Consider the following 16,615-nt stretch of genomic DNA (forward strand, 5'->3'; position numbering starts at 1 on the left):
CGGAATATAGCCGAAACGTCCGCAATAATCGCCGCCAATCATTTAAACGTCTGAAACGGCAGATTGGTTTGCAAATTGATTGCGCAACATCAAAGCCCAATCAATGGCAATCACCTAGGATCATTCCAGAGAGTGTTGCGTTGCAAAAGGACAGGCGCGATACTCGGTCACGTTACCGACCCGGCCTGCCATTGCCCTGCCCTGGTCCGCCCCGTTTTCGGAGAATGGAATGAAAAGCTTGCGTGCTGTGTTGATCGTGCTTGTGGTGATTGTCGCTGTCGCCGGGGGTGGATACGCCTATTGGCAATCACAGCAATCCGAGCTTCCCGAGTTTATCGCATCGGGCAACGGTCGGATTGAGGCCGAGGAAATCCGGGTTGCGACCAAATATGCCGGCCGGGTGGAAGACGTTCTGGTTCAGGAAGGTGATCAGGTTACCGCGGGTCAGGTTCTGGCGCGGATGGACACCGCCGAACTGGTTGCCAATCGCGCACGTGCACGTGCCGAGGTCGCGAGCGCTGAACAGGGCATTGCCGAGGCCAAAGCCCAGATCGTGCAGCGCGAAAGCGAGCTTTCTTTTGCCGAGCAGCAATTGGCCCGTGCCGAACAACTGGTCAAAAACAACAATATTTCACGCGAACAGGTCGATCAGCGCCGCGCAGATCGCAATGTTGCACAGGCAGCCCTGACAGCAGCCAAAGCGCGCCTTGTCAGTTCAAAAATGAATGTGGAGGCCGCATCCGCCGCCCTTGACGGCATTCAGGTACAGATTGATGATTCGGTGCTGAAAGCACCACGCGACGGGCGCGTGCAATATCGCCTTGCCGAACCGGGCGAGGTTCTGGCTGGCGGTGGTCCGGTCATCACACTGATTGACCTGACTGATGTTTACATGAATGTGTTCCTGCCGACCCGTCAGGCCGGGCTTGCCTTTGTCGGCAATGAAGCGCGGATCATCCTTGATGCCGCGCCAAGCTTTGTCATTCCGGCCAAGGTATCGTTTGTTGCCGATGACGCCCAATTCACCCCACGTGAGGTCGAAACGCGGGCTGAGCGCGACAAACTGATGTTTCGCGTCAAGGTACAGATCGATCCGGAACTGCTTACCGAACATATCAAGCGGGTGAAAACCGGCCTGCCCGGTGAGGCCTATATCCAGCTGGCCGACCACACCGACTGGCCGGATGCCTTCACCCCGAATCTTCCCGATGACGCCACCCTGCGTCAGCAAACGCAATAGAGCGTGCCGCGATGGTGGACCGCACCGAAAACATCGAGAACGCCAAAAAACCTGATCGTTCCGACAACACGCCCGGGATCGCCGTGCGGCTTGAGGATGTCGGGCTGCAATATGGCAAGGTTACGGCACTCGACAAGATCAGCCTTGAAATTCCAACGGGCCAGACCGTGGGCTTTATCGGGCCGGACGGGGTGGGAAAATCATCCGCCCTTGCCCTGATATCTGGCGCACGCAAGGTACAGGAAGGACACGTTGAAACTCTTGGCGGGTCGATGCGTGATACCAAGCACCGCACCGCGATCCTGCCGCGCATTGCCTATATGCCCCAAGGGCTTGGCAAGAACCTGTATATGGACCTGACGGTGCGCGAGAACCTTGAGTTTTTTGGCCGTCTGTTTGGTCAGGACAAGCGCGAGCGCGATGAACGCATTGCAAGGCTTGTCGAAGCGACGGGACTTGATCCGTTTACCAAGCGCCCGGCGGGCAAGCTTTCGGGCGGGATGAAGCAGAAACTGGGTCTTTGCTGCGCACTGATCCATGATCCGGACATCCTGATCCTTGATGAACCGACGACCGGGGTTGATCCGCTGTCGCGTCAGCAGTTCTGGCAACTGATTGATGCCATCCGCGAGACCCAAAGCGCGATGACGGTATTGGTCGCGACGGCCTATATGGATGAGGCCGCGCGCTTTGACCGGTTGATTGCGATGAATGATGGTAAGGTGCTGGCAACCGGCACCTCTGATGAGATATTGGCGCGCACCGGATCGGAAACGCTTGAGGCGGCATTTATCGAACTTTTGCCCGAAGACCAGCGACGCGGCCACCATGAACTTTCGATCCCGCCAAGGACCGTACACGGCGAGACACCAGCGATTGTTGCCGAGCACCTGACCAAGAAGTTCGGCGATTTCACCGCCGTTGATGATGTCAGCTTCCGGATTGAACAAGGCGAGATTTTCGGATTCCTCGGATCGAATGGCTGCGGCAAGACCACGACCATGAAGATGCTGACCGGGCTTTTGAATGCGTCTGCGGGCACCGCCGAACTATTTGGCAAACCGGTCGACGGGAAGGATATCGCGCTGCGTAACCGGGTCGGCTATATGAGCCAGGCCTTTTCGCTTTATTCCGAGCTGACCGTTCTGCAGAACCTTGAACTGCATGCGCATCTGTTTCATTTGCCCAAGGACAAGATCGCGCCCCGGATTGAGGAGCTTTCAGATCGGTTTCGGCTTGGCCCCTACCTGGATGATCTCAGTGAACGGCTGCCGCTTGGTGTGCGTCAGCGGCTTTCCCTTGCCGTGGCGATCATTCACAGCCCGGAAATCCTCATTCTGGATGAACCGACATCGGGTGTTGATCCGGTGGCACGTGACGGGTTCTGGGAATTGCTGATCGAGCTTTCACGCGATCAGGGGGTGACGATTTTCATTTCCACCCACTTCATGAACGAGGCGGAGCGCTGTGATCGCATATCGCTGATGCATGCGGGCCAGGTTTTGATCAGTGATACGCCCGACGCGATCACCAAGGGGCGCGGTTGCGACACGCTGGAAGAAGCGTTTATCAGCCACCTTGAAGAAGCCGCAGGCGGGGACGAAACGCCGTCAGCCCCTGCCCCGACCAAAGCACTTGCGGGTGGGACTGACGGGCAGCAAAACTGGAAGCCGGCAAAGGCGTCACTATTTAGCTTTCGGCGTTTGTGGGCCTATTCGCTGCGCGAAACCATGGAGCTTGTCCGTGACCCGATCCGGTTGATGTTTGCCCTGATCGGCACGGCGATCCTGATGCCGGTGTTTGGCTGGGGCATTACGTTTGATGTGGAAAACCTGACCTATGCGGTGCTTGATCGCGATCACAGCCCCGAAAGCCGGACCTATATCGAGAACCTTTCGGGGTCGCGCTATTTCGAGGCGCAAGCGCCACTGATCAGCAATGCGGACCTTGAGGCACGATTGCTTTCGGGTGACATTTCATTGGCGATTGAAATCCCGCCCGGCTTCGGGCGCGATGTCGGACGCGGGACCAGCCCTGAAATCGGGGCATTTATTGATGGTTCGATGCCGTTTCGCGCCGAGACCATTCACGGCTATGTCGAAGGCATTCATCGGCGTTATCTGGCAGAACACCTTAAGCGTGATGTTGGCAGTTCTGATACCGGTCAGCCTATGCGGATTGAAACGCGATATCGTTATAATCAGGATTTCAAAAGCATCTATGCCATGGTGCCGTCGGTCATTGCGTTGCTTTTGATGTTTATTCCGGCGGTCTTGATGGCGGTTGGCGTGGTGCGCGAGAAAGAACTGGGATCGATCACCAACCTTTATGTCACGCCGGTCTCAAAGCTTGAATTTTTGTGGGGCAAACAATTGCCCTATGTGGCGCTGGGCCTGATCAACTTTGTTTTGATGGCAGCCATGGCGCTGTTCTGGTTTGAGGTGCCGTTGCGCGGCAATGGATTGACGCTTCTGGTCGGTGCGATCCTGTTTGTGACGTCGACCACGGGCCTGGGACTTTTGATTTCGTCCTTTACCAACACCCAGATCGCCGCCCTTTTTGGCACCGCGATTGCCACCATGGTGCCCTCGGTGATGTTTTCAGGGATGATGCAGCCGGTATCTTCCCTTGAGGGGGCGCCAGCGGTGCTTTCGACCATCATTCCGACGTCGCATTTCATGTCGATCAGTGTCGGCACCTTTACCAAGGCGCTGGGCTTTGCGGAGCTTTATCCCGAACTGATCAGCCTTGCGATTTTCTTCCCGGTATTGACCGTGCTGTCGATGCTGCTTTTAAAAAAGCAGGAGGTGTAACGATATGCTTGGCAGACGGATCAGCAATATCTATCGCCTTGGCATCAAGGAGCTTTTCAGCCTCAGACGGGACATGGTTCTGCTGGCGCTGATTGTCTGGGCGTTTTCCTTTTCGATTTACAACGCTGCCACCGGGTTTTCCCATGACTTGCGGCGTGGATCGATTGCCATTGCCGATATGGATGGCTCGGCCCTGTCGCTTCGGATTTCCGATGCGTTTTTACCGCCCTATTTCCAGGAACCGGCCCGCATTGCCGAACACGACATTGATGCGGCGATGAATAGCGGTGAATTTACCTTTGTGCTGGTGATCCCGCCACGCTTTGAAGCCGATATGGTCGGCGGGCGCGATCCGGAGGTGCAGCTTAACATTGATGCCACCGCCATGATGCAGGCCGGGATTGGTGAGGGCTATATCAGCAATATCATCGCCCAGGAGGTCGCAACCTGGCTTGGCGGCAAATCGGCCTGGGCCGGGCAGAACCGCAGTGATGCGGCCACCATCGTGACGCGCTATACCTATAACCAGAATGTCAAAAGTGAATGGTTTACCAGCACGATGGAGATCATCAATGCGATCACGATGCTGTCGATCATTCTGTCGGGTGCAGCCCTTATTCGCGAACGCGAACATGGTACGATCGAGCATCTTCTGGTGATGCCGCTTAATCCCTATGAAATCATGCTGGCCAAGGTCTGGGCCAACGGGCTTGTGATTTTGATTGCCTGTATGCTGTCGATGATTTTCGTGGTCGAGCTGGTGCTGGGCGTGCCGATTGCCGGATCGAAGCTTTTGTTCATGAGCGGTGTGGTGATCTATCTGTTCTTTGCCACCGCACTTGGCATTTTCCTTGCGACCATGACGCGCTCCATGCCGCAATTTGGCCTGTTGTTCATTCTGGTGGTGTTGCCGTTGCGCCTGCTTTCGGGGGGCAGCACGCCGATTGAAAGCATGCCGGAAACGCTTCAGAACATCATGCAGTTTTCCCCATCAACCCATTTCGTCAAATACGCTCAGGCCATCCTGTTTCGAGGCGCGGGCATAGATGTCGTCTGGCCGGAATTCCTGCTGGTGTTTGCGATTGGGGTGGGTTTCTTTGCCTTTAGCGCCCTTCGGTTCAGGAAGAGTATCGCGCAGATGCGGTAAAATGCGAAACGCGCAAAAGATGCAGACACACTCCCGACATATGGGAAACGGGTTTCCCGGATTGCCGGTAAATCGGGTTTGGCGATGAGACACGCCACCGATCAATAATCCTCTAAAGTGATTTGCCTACCACTGAAATACAACTTAGAGTGTAGGTCAGCATATGTCCGACACTAATGAGGAGTCGATTCAATGGCGAAAACAAGTGTGTTCAAAACTGTGTCTGCCCGACGTGTCTTTCACTTTGCCTGTTTTTACATCGCTTCCGGTATCGCCGTGTCGGGTATAGCGACCACCCATAACGCGCAGGCGCAAGATACATATCCGTCGCCGTATATTGGGGGCGAAGTCGACCCCGCTTTTTGAAATACATAATGGTGCCAAGGTTGCCAAGCCAACGCTGGACTATTGGTCGCTCCCGGAAGATTCTCCTGCCCGAACATCATATGACGACGATTTTGTTGATGAAGTGGCAGACGGTGTCTGGACGTTTGGATCGCACAGCCTTGTAAACAGCCATGCCGTCCTTGGCCCTGAGGGATTGATCATTTATGACACGGGCGACAATCTTGCGGATGGTGAGAAATTCTACAGCTTGCTTCGATCGGTATCAGATGCGCCGATCCGGGCCATTATTTATTCCCACGAACATTATGTGGCCGACGCCAAGGTATTCGTTGACTACGAAGCCGAGCGCGGAAACACCGACATACAGATTATCGCCCACAGCAACCTGAACGACTCTTTTGCCAGGACCGGTGGCGTTGCCGCCGCACATCCAGAAGTTTCCAGTGTGCTGTATGCCCGCTCCGCCCAGCAATTCAATCTTTACCTGCCTGATGAAGGCCCTGACAGCCGATACAAAAATACAATCATTCCTGCAGTAGGTGGTTTTATTCCAGCGAACACGACGGTCGTCCATGGGCAAACGTTGACTGTCGCGGGCCTTGATCTTGTATTCTATACAGATGGTATCGGGACGGACACGACCAATCAGGTGTTGGTGTGGATTCCGTCCAAAAAGCTTGTCATGAACAACGTGCTTTGGGGGTGGTTCCCAAATATCTATAGCGCACGCGGCGGGCGTTATCGCGACCCGAACGGTTGGATGTACGCACTTGATTTCATCAGGGATTTAAAGCCCGAGATACTTCTCAGCACCCATAGCAATTCGCTAAACGGCGCAGAACAGATTGAAACCAGACTTCAAAACTATCGCGATGGCCTGGCCTATGTTCTTGATCAAACCCTTAAAGGTATTTTGATGGGACAAAGCCCGGACGAATTGCGTTACAGCGTTGAGTTGCCCGCACGCCTGAAAAATGCCCCGATACTGGTGCAAAACTATGGCGAGGTCGCAAACATGCCGCCGCGAATCTACACCGCCATTTTCGGGCAGTTTGACCGAAATCGTACCGAGACGCTGAACAAACTGCATCCAGCCGAAGAAGCCGGGCGCATGATCGAAGCGATGGGCGGCGAGGCAGCGGCCCAACAAAAGGCCGAACAAGCATATGAGGATGGTGACTATCTCTGGTCAGCGCAAATTGCCGGTTACCTTGTCGTACATAACAACAGCGCCGAAAACCGCCAGATAAAAGCGAACGCCCTGCGCCAAATGGCCTATCGCACAACGTCAACAAACAGCCGGTCGTGGTACCTTTCCGAGGCGCTGGAGCTTGAGGGCAAGACAGCCGTCATTACGGCAACCCCCGCTGATGCCGCGTCCGTCCAAACCAACCTTGGCGATTACGTGAATTACTATCGGGTACGGATTAACCCGGAACGATCGGCGGAGACGAACCAGTTGCTTGCCCTTGATTTTGGGCAGGATCAACGTTTCGGACTGCGTATCCGCGAGAGCCTCGTGGATTTCATCGGCGACCTGTCAGGAACAAACACCACGCCAGATCTTGCCATTTCTCTGAGTGCTGAAGACTGGACGGCGATCTATAACAACCTGACAACCATTGATGATCTGATAGATCAGGGAACTGTAAAAGTCACGAAGGGCAGCCGCGCAGATATCGTTGGATGGTTTGCAATGTTCGATCCGGTTTATGATTGGGAAAACGACCCTGCACTTCGCGCGCTGCAAGCGCAAATGACAGCACAATAAGCAGAATGGCGCGTTATTACAGGCCCCGGCGGCAGCAGCCTCCGGGGCTTTTTTGCGCGCATCGTTGCGGAACAAAGAAGGCCAGAAACAACAAACCCCGCACGGGAACCGGCGGGGCGGGAATGGTGGGCCTAACAAGACTCGAACTTGTGACCTCTCGCATGTCAAGCGAACGCTCTAACCAACTGAGCTATAGGCCCGCAAATCCATCTTTCCAACGACCAGAGTTTCAGAAGGTGAAACAGTGGTCTGTGCCGTTTGCGTCGGCGAGGCGGTATTTAGCCCAAGGCAGGCAAAGGCGCAACCCCAGAAATGGTTTTTTGACAAAAAATGTTCATCAAATCCGTGGCAATTCCCATATGCTAGAAGATAGTATGATAACGGATCGCAAGACGCACGACGAAGCCCAAATCCGTGTCATAAGGGATGGACATTACGAAAGACAATGAACCAGTTGCCTTCGGAACTCGCCTCAACTGGCCCTGCCACCGTTATCCTGCCACCCCGGCAAACCCTGCCGGTGGTGTTTGCGTCCCCGCATTCCGGCCGCCATTACCCGCAGGATCTGATTGAACGGGCGCGGATCGGCGCGTTTGAACTGCGCGCGTCCGAAGATGCCTTTGTCGATCAGCTGTTCAATGCAGCACCCAAGCTGGGGGCGCCGCTGCTTTCCGCGACATTCCCGCGCGCCTATGTTGATGTGAACCGGGCGGCGATGGAACTTGATCCGCGCATGTTTGATGGCAACCTGCCCGAAGATAACGACATCAATTCCATGCGAGCCCTTTCCGGCCTGGGATCCATCCCGCGTGTGGTCAGTGGCGGGGTCGAGATCTATAAAACCCGCCTGCCCGCCGAAGAAGCGCTTTCGCGGATTGATGCATTTTACCGGCCCTATCACACCGCCTTGCAGAAACTGATTGATCAGACGCGCTCGGAGTTTGGCTATTGCATTCTGATCGATTGCCATTCCATGCCAGGGGATTCGTACGACAGCGCAAAAAACCGCGTTGATCTGGTGCTTGGCGATTGCTATGGAAGTTCCTGCCACCCGTCATTGACGCGGTTTGTGGACGATTGTTTTCGCGATATGGGCTTTGCGCCCGCGCACAATGATCCATATGCCGGGGGTTATTGCACACGCCATTACGGTCGCCCGCAAGAACATGTGCATTGCCTTCAGATCGAGCTTTCTCGTGCGCTTTATATGGATGAAAAGACAATCAGCCCGCATCGCGGCTTTGACGTCCTGCGCGACCAGATGACCGACCTGATATCGCGCTTCCATGATCTCGACGGGACCCTGCTTTAATGACAGACACCACCGACACCAGTGACGTTTTGAGCGATCTGGTCATCCGCGATGCCGAACCCGAAGATTTCGAACGCATCACCGAGATTTACGGTCACCATGTTCTGCATGGCTTGGCATCGTTTGAAGAACGTGCGCCCGAAATCGCCGAACTGACATCGCGCTGGCAGCATGTGCGCGAACGCGGCCTGCCCTATCTGGTGGCTGATGTTGATGGCCGGGTTGAGGGATTTGCCTATGCCGGAGCCTATCGGACACGTCCGGCATACCGGTTTACGGTCGAAGACACGATTTACATTGCCCCCGAAGTCGTCGGCAAGGGGGCTGGCAGTGCGTTGCTGTCGGAATTGATCACGCGGGTGACCGCCCTTGGTTATCGCCAGATGATTGCTGTGATTGGCGACAGTGCCAATGTGGCATCCATCGGCCTGCATGCGCGGCTGGGCTTTCGGGTGGCGGGCACGCTTCAGTCGGCTGGCTTTAAAATGGGCCGCTGGGTCGATAGCGTGATCATGCAGCGCGGTCTGGGCGACGGGGATAGCGATACGCCGGATAACGACCCGACGCGCGAGAAATAGACATAAAACGGCTTGAAGAGATTACAAAGGGGCACTGTCGCGGCACTGTCGGGCAGCGCCTTTTTGCATTTGGACGGCAAATCGACCGGGAGTTAATTTGCACCGCACCATTTCAGCAATTCCAAAACACACCATATGCTCAGCGGTTGAGTATATGATCTTTTATTCGCTAACGGGCTGAATTTAGGCAAAAAGAAGGCCGCCTGTGACAGCGGCCCAAGTCTAGGGAGGAAACGTCCAAGAAACGAGCGACAAGTCGCTCGCCGGAATGCACTGCGTCCTACCGCAGCGCACAAATGGAGATTACTGATTCGATGCGCAGGACGCAATAGCTTTTTGACTATTTTTTTGTCATAAATATTACTGCTTCTTTTTTGTGCATTATTTTAAGGCATTGCCCCCTAAACGCGCGCAAAATTCATATCTCCCGGTTATTTTTTGATCACCGAAGAAAATCGAATGTTCGAAAGGGATCAAAGAATCGGTGCGAATCCGAACAGAACTGAGTCGGTCCTTGCACCGTTTTTCAGGCCGATTCCGAATTCTGCTTACGGCACGACGCATCAAGGGCAGCCCGCACGATCACATCCGAGACTCAGGCAATATATTCGCCATCCATGTCGCCCCCATACGAGGCAGCACGAGACGATGAAATGCACGTACGGAGCCGCACCTGGCACATACGACACACGTTATTGCGTTATGGCATCAATGGATTAAGGCGTCGGGCGAGGAAGACGGTGCGCGTGAAGAGCTGCTTTTGTGCAGGGAAACAGCGAGGCCGGGGATCAGTTGATGCTTTGATCAACAGAGGGAGCGTTGGTCGTTGACGGTGACGGTGATGCCAGCGTGCTGACGGTGTTGCGCCGCCCTGAATAGCCATGCGCGACCAGATCGTCGCGATCCCGGCGTTTTTTGGCGTCATACATGCGCTGATCCGCAAGCTCGATCAGGTTCTGTGGCAGGGCGATGGCATCTTCGATGCGTTCGGAAAGACCAACACTGGCCTTTTGCACCTGTCCGTTTTCAAGCTTTGCCAGCCCCGGGGCCATGACGCGTTCAAGCACCTCGGCCGCGCGGGCCCGGCCCAGTTCGGGCAGCAGGACAAGGAACTCCTCCCCGCCCCAACGCACCACCAGATCGGACCGGCGGAAGCGATGGATCAGGTTATTGCCAACTTCACCAAGAATACGGTCACCGTAATCATGGCCATAACGGTCATTGATCTGCTTGAAATCATCAAGGTCAATGAAGGCAACAGTGTACGGGACATTTTTACGCAGCGCGCCGTCGAAGCTGACGCGGATCATTTCCATGCCAAAGGCACGGGTGTAGCAGTTGGTCAGCGGATCAATAGCGATTTCGTGCGCGGCCGTGATGGTACGATATAGCTGCACAAGTGCCGAACACAGTGCGAGCGGCAGCAAGAAGGCCAACAGCATCTCAAACGGGACAAAGCCGGTTTCAAGCCCGGATTGCGCGGCGATGGCAAGCAACACAATAAACGGCATCGAAAGCAGGCCTGCCTCAAGCAGCGTCACCGGCATGATGGCAATCATCATCACCAGACCGATCAGAAGGAAGCTGTGAGAACTGTGCATATAATCGGTTGCCAGCGGATCGTTGCCAGCAAAGACACACAGCAAGCTTGCCGCGACAATCAGCATCAGCATCGGCAAGTAAGGAAAGCGTCGCCGCCAGCGTGCACTGACCGCGCGATTGGTGATCACGGCAAGCGCAACCCCAGCGACCAGAAGACGCAAGACGAAGGTTTGTGACGACACCATTTCAGAAGAAAAGGCCCCATCCCAGAACGGAACCGCGCACATCAGGAGAAGCACGAAAAGAGCGGCAAAACGGGCGGAGAGCTGAATCGATTCCTTGCGGCGCAGATGCAGCAGCTCTGCATGCCGAGGCGTGTAGAGAAAATCCCGATAGCAACATCGCAATGTCTTTTTAGACGCGCTGCTATTTTTCTGAGGGCCTGTATCCACGCGAACCGCTCCAACCTGATTTAAGTGGACCATTCGGGCCCTTTTTATAGCAGGTTCATCGTTCCTCTATTTGGTCGAATACACAACTATACATTTGGGTGGCGCACGGTGGCATTAGGGTTGGAATAGAGCTTTAAAACAGCAAGATCCAACCCCAAGATATTGATTCGTAAATAAAAAGTTAATGGAGAAACCACCATATCTGGCGACAAAAAAATTTGCTGATAGCTTTCTACTGCAGGTGGAAACTTCAACCGCAGGATTTTTTGCACCGGAAACTGAAACGGCGCACCGGTTTACGGTGCGCCGTCCAAGTTCAACCCGATCAAAGGGTGATTATGCGGTGGTATAGAGTTGTGATCGCGCCCATCCAGATCAGGGACTGATCAGCCCCAAAGTTCGCGATCGGGAAGCCCCATCACGCCATTATTGAATGTCAGGGCGTGATCACGGTCCTTGGCCATCCAGATCGGACCATCGAGATCGACAATGCGCGACATGGCACCGGTGATCATGGCGGGTGCCATGGCAAGGGATGTGCCGACCATGCAGCCGGTCATCAGTTGCATGCCGGCCTTTGATGCGGCCTCTGCCAGTTCAAGCGCGCCGGTGAGACCACCGGTCTTGTCGAGCTTGATATTGATCATGTCATAGAGATTGGCCAGACGCGGAATGTCGGCCAATGTATGAACCGATTCGTCGGCACACAGCAGCACAGGGCAATCGATATCGATCAACCCGCCATCCTGCCCGGCAGGCAGCGGCTGTTCGATCATCTCGACACCAAGGCCATCAAGTTCGGCCCCGATATCTTCGAGCAGATCAAGCGACCAGGCCTCGTTGGCATCAACAATGATGCGCGCCTTGGGCGAGCCTTCACGCACGGCGCGGACCGACTCAAGGACATTTTCGCCATTGAGCTTGACCTTGAGCAACGGCGCATGGGCGATCTTGCGGGCCGCTTCGCGCATGTTGTCCGGGGTATCGATCGACAGCGTTTCGGCCGTAATCACTCCTTCCGGGGCCTTGTGCCCGAGCAATTCCCAAACACGACGGCCCATACGCTTGGCTTCGAGATCCCAATAGGCGCAATCGACTGCATTGCGCGCAGCGCCGGCCTTCATGGCATCCTGAAGTTCCTTGCGGGTCATGCCGCGATCAAGGGCATCTGCCTGTGCTTCGATGTCGGCAATGACACCGTCGACCGTTTCATCATACCGGGCATAGGGAACGCATTCCCCGTACCCGGTATGGGTGCCGTCGCTCAGGGTCACCTTGACCACATGTGCCTCGGTCCGTGCCCCGCGCGAGATTTTGAAAACCTGCGCAAGCGGGAAGACTTCGGAAATCACAGTGAGTTTTGGCAACTTAGATCTCCTGCAGCTTGTCGACCAGCGGTGCAACGCCGGTACGAACCGGGTCAACAGCCGGAAGACCGAATTCGGCTTCGATGTCAGCCAGAAGCTTGGTCGCAGCCGCATCATCAAGCGCCTTGGTGTTGACGGCAAAACCGACAACCTTGCAAGCCGGGTTGGTCAGCTTGGCGTGCTGCAGGTTGACTTCAAGGCAGGTCTTGAGATCCGGCAGCTTGTAACCCGGCAGACCACGCATATGTTCGCGGGTCGGCTCGTGGCAGACAACAAGCGCATCAGGCTGGGATCCGTGGATCAGACCCATGGAAACACCGGCGAACGATGCGTGGAACAGGCTGCCCTGCCCTTCCATGACGTCCCAGTGATCGGCATCATTGGCCGGTGCAATGGTTTCAACCGCGCCAGAGATGAAGTCGGAAATCACGGCATCAACCGAAATGCCTTCGCCCGCGATGAAGATACCGGTCTGGCCGGTTGCACGGAAGTCGGATTTGATGCCGCGCTTTTTGAATTCGGCGTCGATGGCAAGGGCGGTGTACATCTTACCGACCGAACAGTCGGTACCAACGGCCAGAACGCGCTTGCCCGAACGTTTTTCACCGTTACCGACCGGCACTTTGCCATCAAAATGACGGACGTCAAACAGGCTGACACCTTTGGCCTTGGCCGCATCAACCAGCTCGGGAATGGTGGACAGACGGGTGTGCAGACCGTTGGCGATGTCCATGCCGGCATCAATGGCTGCCAGCAGGGTTTCCATCCATGCCGGGCCGATGATACCGCCACGGTTGGCAACGCCAAGCACAAGGGTTTTAACGCCGGCTGCCTTTGCTTCGGCAATCGACATTTCCGGCAGACCGAGGTCGGCCTTGCAGTTAGGCAGGCTCAGCTGACCGACGCACCATTCCGGGCGCCACTGCTTGATACCGATAGCGGTTTTCGCGGCCAGTTCGTCCGGCGCGTCACCAAGAAACATAAGATACGGATGTGCGATTTTCATAATACCTCCTTGACCAGCATCCAAACGCTGCTCTTAATATTGTGGCGCGACTATAGCGCAATCTGGTAGGATCGTTCCAGAGATATGAAACGATATCTTCGACAATCCTACCGAAACTTCGACTATAATTCTAAAAAACACGACAATAACGAAATTAAATACAATAGTCTTCGAAGACCAACATCCTTTCTTGTGAATTTGTTCGGGAATGGCCCGAAAAACGCAAGAAAATGCAATTTTGAAGGACTGGCGTGAAAGCGCCCGACTACACATGAGCACCGATCTCAAGACGTGGCTATCCGAGCGAAAAATCGAAGAAGTCGAATGCATTGTTCCGGACATGTCCGGCGTTGCCCGCGGCAAGGTTCTTCCGACACAGAAATTCCTTAAGGGTCTCGAGGCCAAAAGCCTTGCCATTCCCGAAGCAATTTTCTGCCTGACGGTGACCGGCGGCTACCCGGAGGAAACCGATGCCTTCCTTGACCCGGCTGAAAAGGACGTCGTTATGGTTCCCGACCCGGAAACCGTGCGCGTTGTACCGTGGTACGAGGAGCCAACGGCCCAGATCATCTGCGACTGTTTCCATTTTTCCGGCGAAGAAGTTTCAACGTCCCCGCGCGGCGTGCTGAAACGTGTTCTCAAGGCATTTGAAGAACGCGGCATGAAGCCCGTCATTGCGCCGGAACTTGAATTTTATCTGGTGGCAAAGAACACCGATCCCGACAACCCGCTTGAGCCGCCGATTGGCCGTTCGGGGCGCCCGGAACGTGCATCGAACGCCTTTGGCATTGATGCGATCAACGAGTTCGATCCGCTGATCGAGGACCTTTATGACTATTGCGAGGCCATGAATATCGATGCCGACACCATGAGCCACGAGTCGGGTCCGGCCCAGCTTGAAATGAACTTCAACCATGGTGATCCGCTTGAACTGGCCGATCAGGCCTTCCTGTTCAAACGCACCTTGCGCGAAACAGCGCTCAAGCACGGTGTCTATGGCACCTTCATGGCCAAGCCGATGGGCAATCTGCCAGGCAGTTCGATGCATATTCACCAGAGCTTGCTGGACCTCAAGACCGGCAAGAACCTGTTTGCCGACGATGACGGGGAAAACTCCAAGCTGTTTTTGAACTATATCGGCGGTCTGCAGCGTTACCTGCCTGCGGCCATGCCGCTTCTGGCGCCGAACATGAACAGTTACCGCCGTTTGCAGCCTTGGTCGGATGCGCCGATCAACATGCACTGGTCGCTTGATAACCGTACGGTTGGCCTGCGCCAGCCCAACGGCCCGCCCGCCGCACGCCGGGTTGAAAACCGTCTGCCGGGTGCCGATGCCAACCCGTATCTGGCGGTTGCGGCATCGCTTGCCTGTGGCCTTTTGGGTATTATCGAGGAAGTCGATGCGACGGCCCCAATCGAGGGTTCGGGCTATGACCGCGCGCACTCCCTGCCCCGTCACATCCACGAAGCCCTTGCCAAGTTCCATCGTTGCAAACCGCTTAAGGAACTGCTGGGTGAAGAATTTGCTGCTGCCGTTATCGCAGTGAAGGAAGCGGAATGGGATGCCTATCAGACCGTGATCAGTGCGTGGGAGCGTGAGCACCTGCTGCTGAACGTGTAAATCGCGGCTGTCGAATTTTGCGCCGGGACTTGTCGCCCGGCGCAAGATTATTGCATGTTAAATGCACAATTTTCTACTTGATGCGAAAAATGCACATTTTTCCATCTTGTATTTGACAATATCCTGAAGCATTCGAAGGATATTAAGATTGCCCCGGGTCCCTGGGGAGCCAAACAAAGGGACCGTAAACTTTCAAACGCTGCCACATGGGAGGCTCAGCGAAATGAAATCTCTTCTTAAAACCTCAAGCCTTTTTGTGCTTGCAACGGCCATTTCGGGCTTTGCCGCGAGCGCATCGGCACAGGAAGTTCTCAACGTTTATAACTGGTCGGATTATATCGGCGAGGACACCGTTGCGAATTTCGAAAAGGAATATGGCGTCAAGGTCAACTATGACGTCTATGACAGCAACCAGTTGGTTGAAGCCAAGCTGCTTGCGGGCAATTCTGGCTATGACATCGTGGTTCCGACCCTTGCCGACGCCGAACGTCTGATCAAGGCCAAGCTGTTCCAGCCAATCGATAAATCGAAGCTGTCGAACTATGGCAACCTTGATCCGGTGATCCTTAAGCAGCAGGCGAAATACGACCCGGACAACACCTATGCGGTGCCGTATTTCTGGGGCACGAACGGCTTTGGCTATAATGTTGCCAAAGTTAAGGAAGTTCTGGGTGACGACGCACCGGTCGATAGCTGGGCGATGATCTTTGATCCGAAATATGCCGAACCGCTGTCGAAATGCGGCCTGTCGCTTCTTGATGATCCGGGCGAAATCGTTCCGCTTGTGAACTTCTATCTTGGCAATGTGCCAGAAGGCGAACCGACCAAGGAATCGATCGGAAGTGCCTTTGAGCAGCTGGAAAAAATTCGCCCGTATGTGACCTATTTCCATAGCTCGCAGTACATCAACGACCTTGCAAACGGAAACACCTGTATTTCTGTTGGTTGGTCGGGCGATGTCGGCATGGCCGCCCTTCGCGCGGAAGAAGCCGGCAATGGCAACGAGATCAAGTATGTCATCCCGAAGGAAGGCACGCTGATCTGGTTTGATGCGATGATGATCCCGGAAGATGCACCGAACCCGGACCTGGCACACAAGTTTATCGACTATGTGCTGCGCGCCGATGTCGAAGCTGAAATCGCAAACTATGTTGCCTATGCAACCCCGAACCTTGCTGCGATGGAAATGGTTGATCCTTCACTTCTTGAAGATCAGGGCATCTATCCGCCGCAGGAAGTCAAAGAACGTCTGCGCTCGAAAGTCGAGCCTGGCCCGCGTCTTCTGCGGACGCGTACCCGTATGTGGACCAAACTTAAAACGGGTCAGTAAGCAATCCTCACGGATTGTGATCTTTGATCTTTGCCAAGGGCGCGATTGTTTCGCGCCCTTTTGCTTTGTGCACCGCAAAACCGACAGC

The 16,615-nt window shown here is 55.0% G+C and carries 11 protein-coding genes and 1 tRNA gene; 8 read left to right on the forward strand and 4 right to left on the reverse strand.

The annotated features are described in order from the left end of the window. Nucleotides 1–229 precede the first annotated feature (229 nt). From HED22_RS09555 to HED22_RS09570, 4 genes are all read left to right on the forward strand, one after another. Nucleotides 230–1,240: an HlyD family secretion protein gene (locus HED22_RS09555; RefSeq protein ID WP_167721551.1), complete on the forward strand. Its 1,011-nt coding sequence runs from the start codon at nucleotides 230–232 to the stop codon at nucleotides 1,238–1,240. An 11-nt stretch (nucleotides 1,241–1,251) separates the two neighbouring features. Beyond that, on the forward strand, nucleotides 1,252–4,053 hold the full coding sequence (gene rbbA / locus HED22_RS09560) for a ribosome-associated ATPase/putative transporter RbbA (RefSeq protein ID WP_167721553.1): 2,802 nt from the start codon (nucleotides 1,252–1,254) through the stop codon (nucleotides 4,051–4,053). A 4-nt stretch (nucleotides 4,054–4,057) separates the two neighbouring features. Beyond that, complete coding sequence (locus HED22_RS09565; RefSeq protein WP_167721555.1) at nucleotides 4,058–5,200, forward strand: ABC transporter permease; 1,143 nt, start codon at nucleotides 4,058–4,060, stop codon at nucleotides 5,198–5,200. Between the two features lie 337 nt (nucleotides 5,201–5,537). Next, on the forward strand, nucleotides 5,538–7,319 hold the full coding sequence (locus HED22_RS09570) for an alkyl sulfatase dimerization domain-containing protein (RefSeq protein WP_167721557.1): 1,782 nt from the start codon (nucleotides 5,538–5,540) through the stop codon (nucleotides 7,317–7,319). 123 nt (nucleotides 7,320–7,442) lie between these two features. Here the strand turns inward: HED22_RS09570 and HED22_RS09575 are convergent. Next, nucleotides 7,443–7,519, reverse strand: a tRNA-Val gene (locus tag HED22_RS09575). A gap of 245 nt (nucleotides 7,520–7,764) precedes the next feature. Here HED22_RS09575 and HED22_RS09580 point away from each other — a divergent pair. Together HED22_RS09580 and HED22_RS09585 are read left to right on the forward strand one after the other, a co-directional pair. Then, nucleotides 7,765–8,631, forward strand: coding sequence for an N-formylglutamate amidohydrolase (locus HED22_RS09580; protein WP_167721559.1), 867 nt, complete (start codon nucleotides 7,765–7,767; stop codon nucleotides 8,629–8,631). Next, nucleotides 8,631–9,209: a GNAT family N-acetyltransferase gene (locus HED22_RS09585; protein WP_064790357.1), complete on the forward strand. Its 579-nt coding sequence runs from the start codon at nucleotides 8,631–8,633 to the stop codon at nucleotides 9,207–9,209. The genes HED22_RS09580 and HED22_RS09585 overlap by 1 nt, the downstream gene beginning before the upstream one ends. Nucleotides 9,210–9,997: 788 nt before the next feature. Here HED22_RS09585 and HED22_RS09590 read toward each other — a convergent pair. The 3 genes from HED22_RS09590 to dgcN all read right to left on the reverse strand — a co-directional run bounded on the left by HED22_RS09590 (nucleotide 9,998) and on the right by dgcN (nucleotide 13,576). After that, nucleotides 9,998–10,996, reverse strand: a complete 999-nt coding sequence (locus HED22_RS09590) for a GGDEF domain-containing protein (protein ID WP_254869917.1) — start codon at nucleotides 10,994–10,996, stop codon at nucleotides 9,998–10,000. A 593-nt stretch (nucleotides 10,997–11,589) separates the two neighbouring features. Beyond that, on the reverse strand, nucleotides 11,590–12,570 hold the full coding sequence (dgcA, locus tag HED22_RS09595; RefSeq protein WP_167721563.1) for an N-acetyl-D-Glu racemase DgcA: 981 nt from the start codon (nucleotides 12,568–12,570) through the stop codon (nucleotides 11,590–11,592). A gap of 1 nt (nucleotide 12,571) precedes the next feature. Next, complete coding sequence (gene dgcN / locus HED22_RS09600; protein WP_167721565.1) at nucleotides 12,572–13,576, reverse strand: N-acetyltransferase DgcN; 1,005 nt, start codon at nucleotides 13,574–13,576, stop codon at nucleotides 12,572–12,574. Nucleotides 13,577–13,847: 271 nt separating this feature from the next. Between dgcN and HED22_RS09605 the strand changes: the two genes are divergently transcribed. Both HED22_RS09605 and HED22_RS09610 read left to right on the forward strand, forming a co-directional pair. After that, on the forward strand, nucleotides 13,848–15,197 hold the full coding sequence (locus tag HED22_RS09605; RefSeq protein WP_167721567.1) for a glutamine synthetase family protein: 1,350 nt from the start codon (nucleotides 13,848–13,850) through the stop codon (nucleotides 15,195–15,197). Nucleotides 15,198–15,420: 223 nt separating this feature from the next. Further along, nucleotides 15,421–16,527, forward strand: coding sequence for a polyamine ABC transporter substrate-binding protein (locus HED22_RS09610; protein ID WP_167721569.1), 1,107 nt, complete (start codon nucleotides 15,421–15,423; stop codon nucleotides 16,525–16,527). The last annotated feature ends 88 nt before the right edge of the window (nucleotides 16,528–16,615 follow it).

Source organism: Thalassospira sp. HF15 (assembly GCF_011806525.1).
Lineage (GTDB): Bacteria > Pseudomonadota > Alphaproteobacteria > Rhodospirillales > Thalassospiraceae > Thalassospira.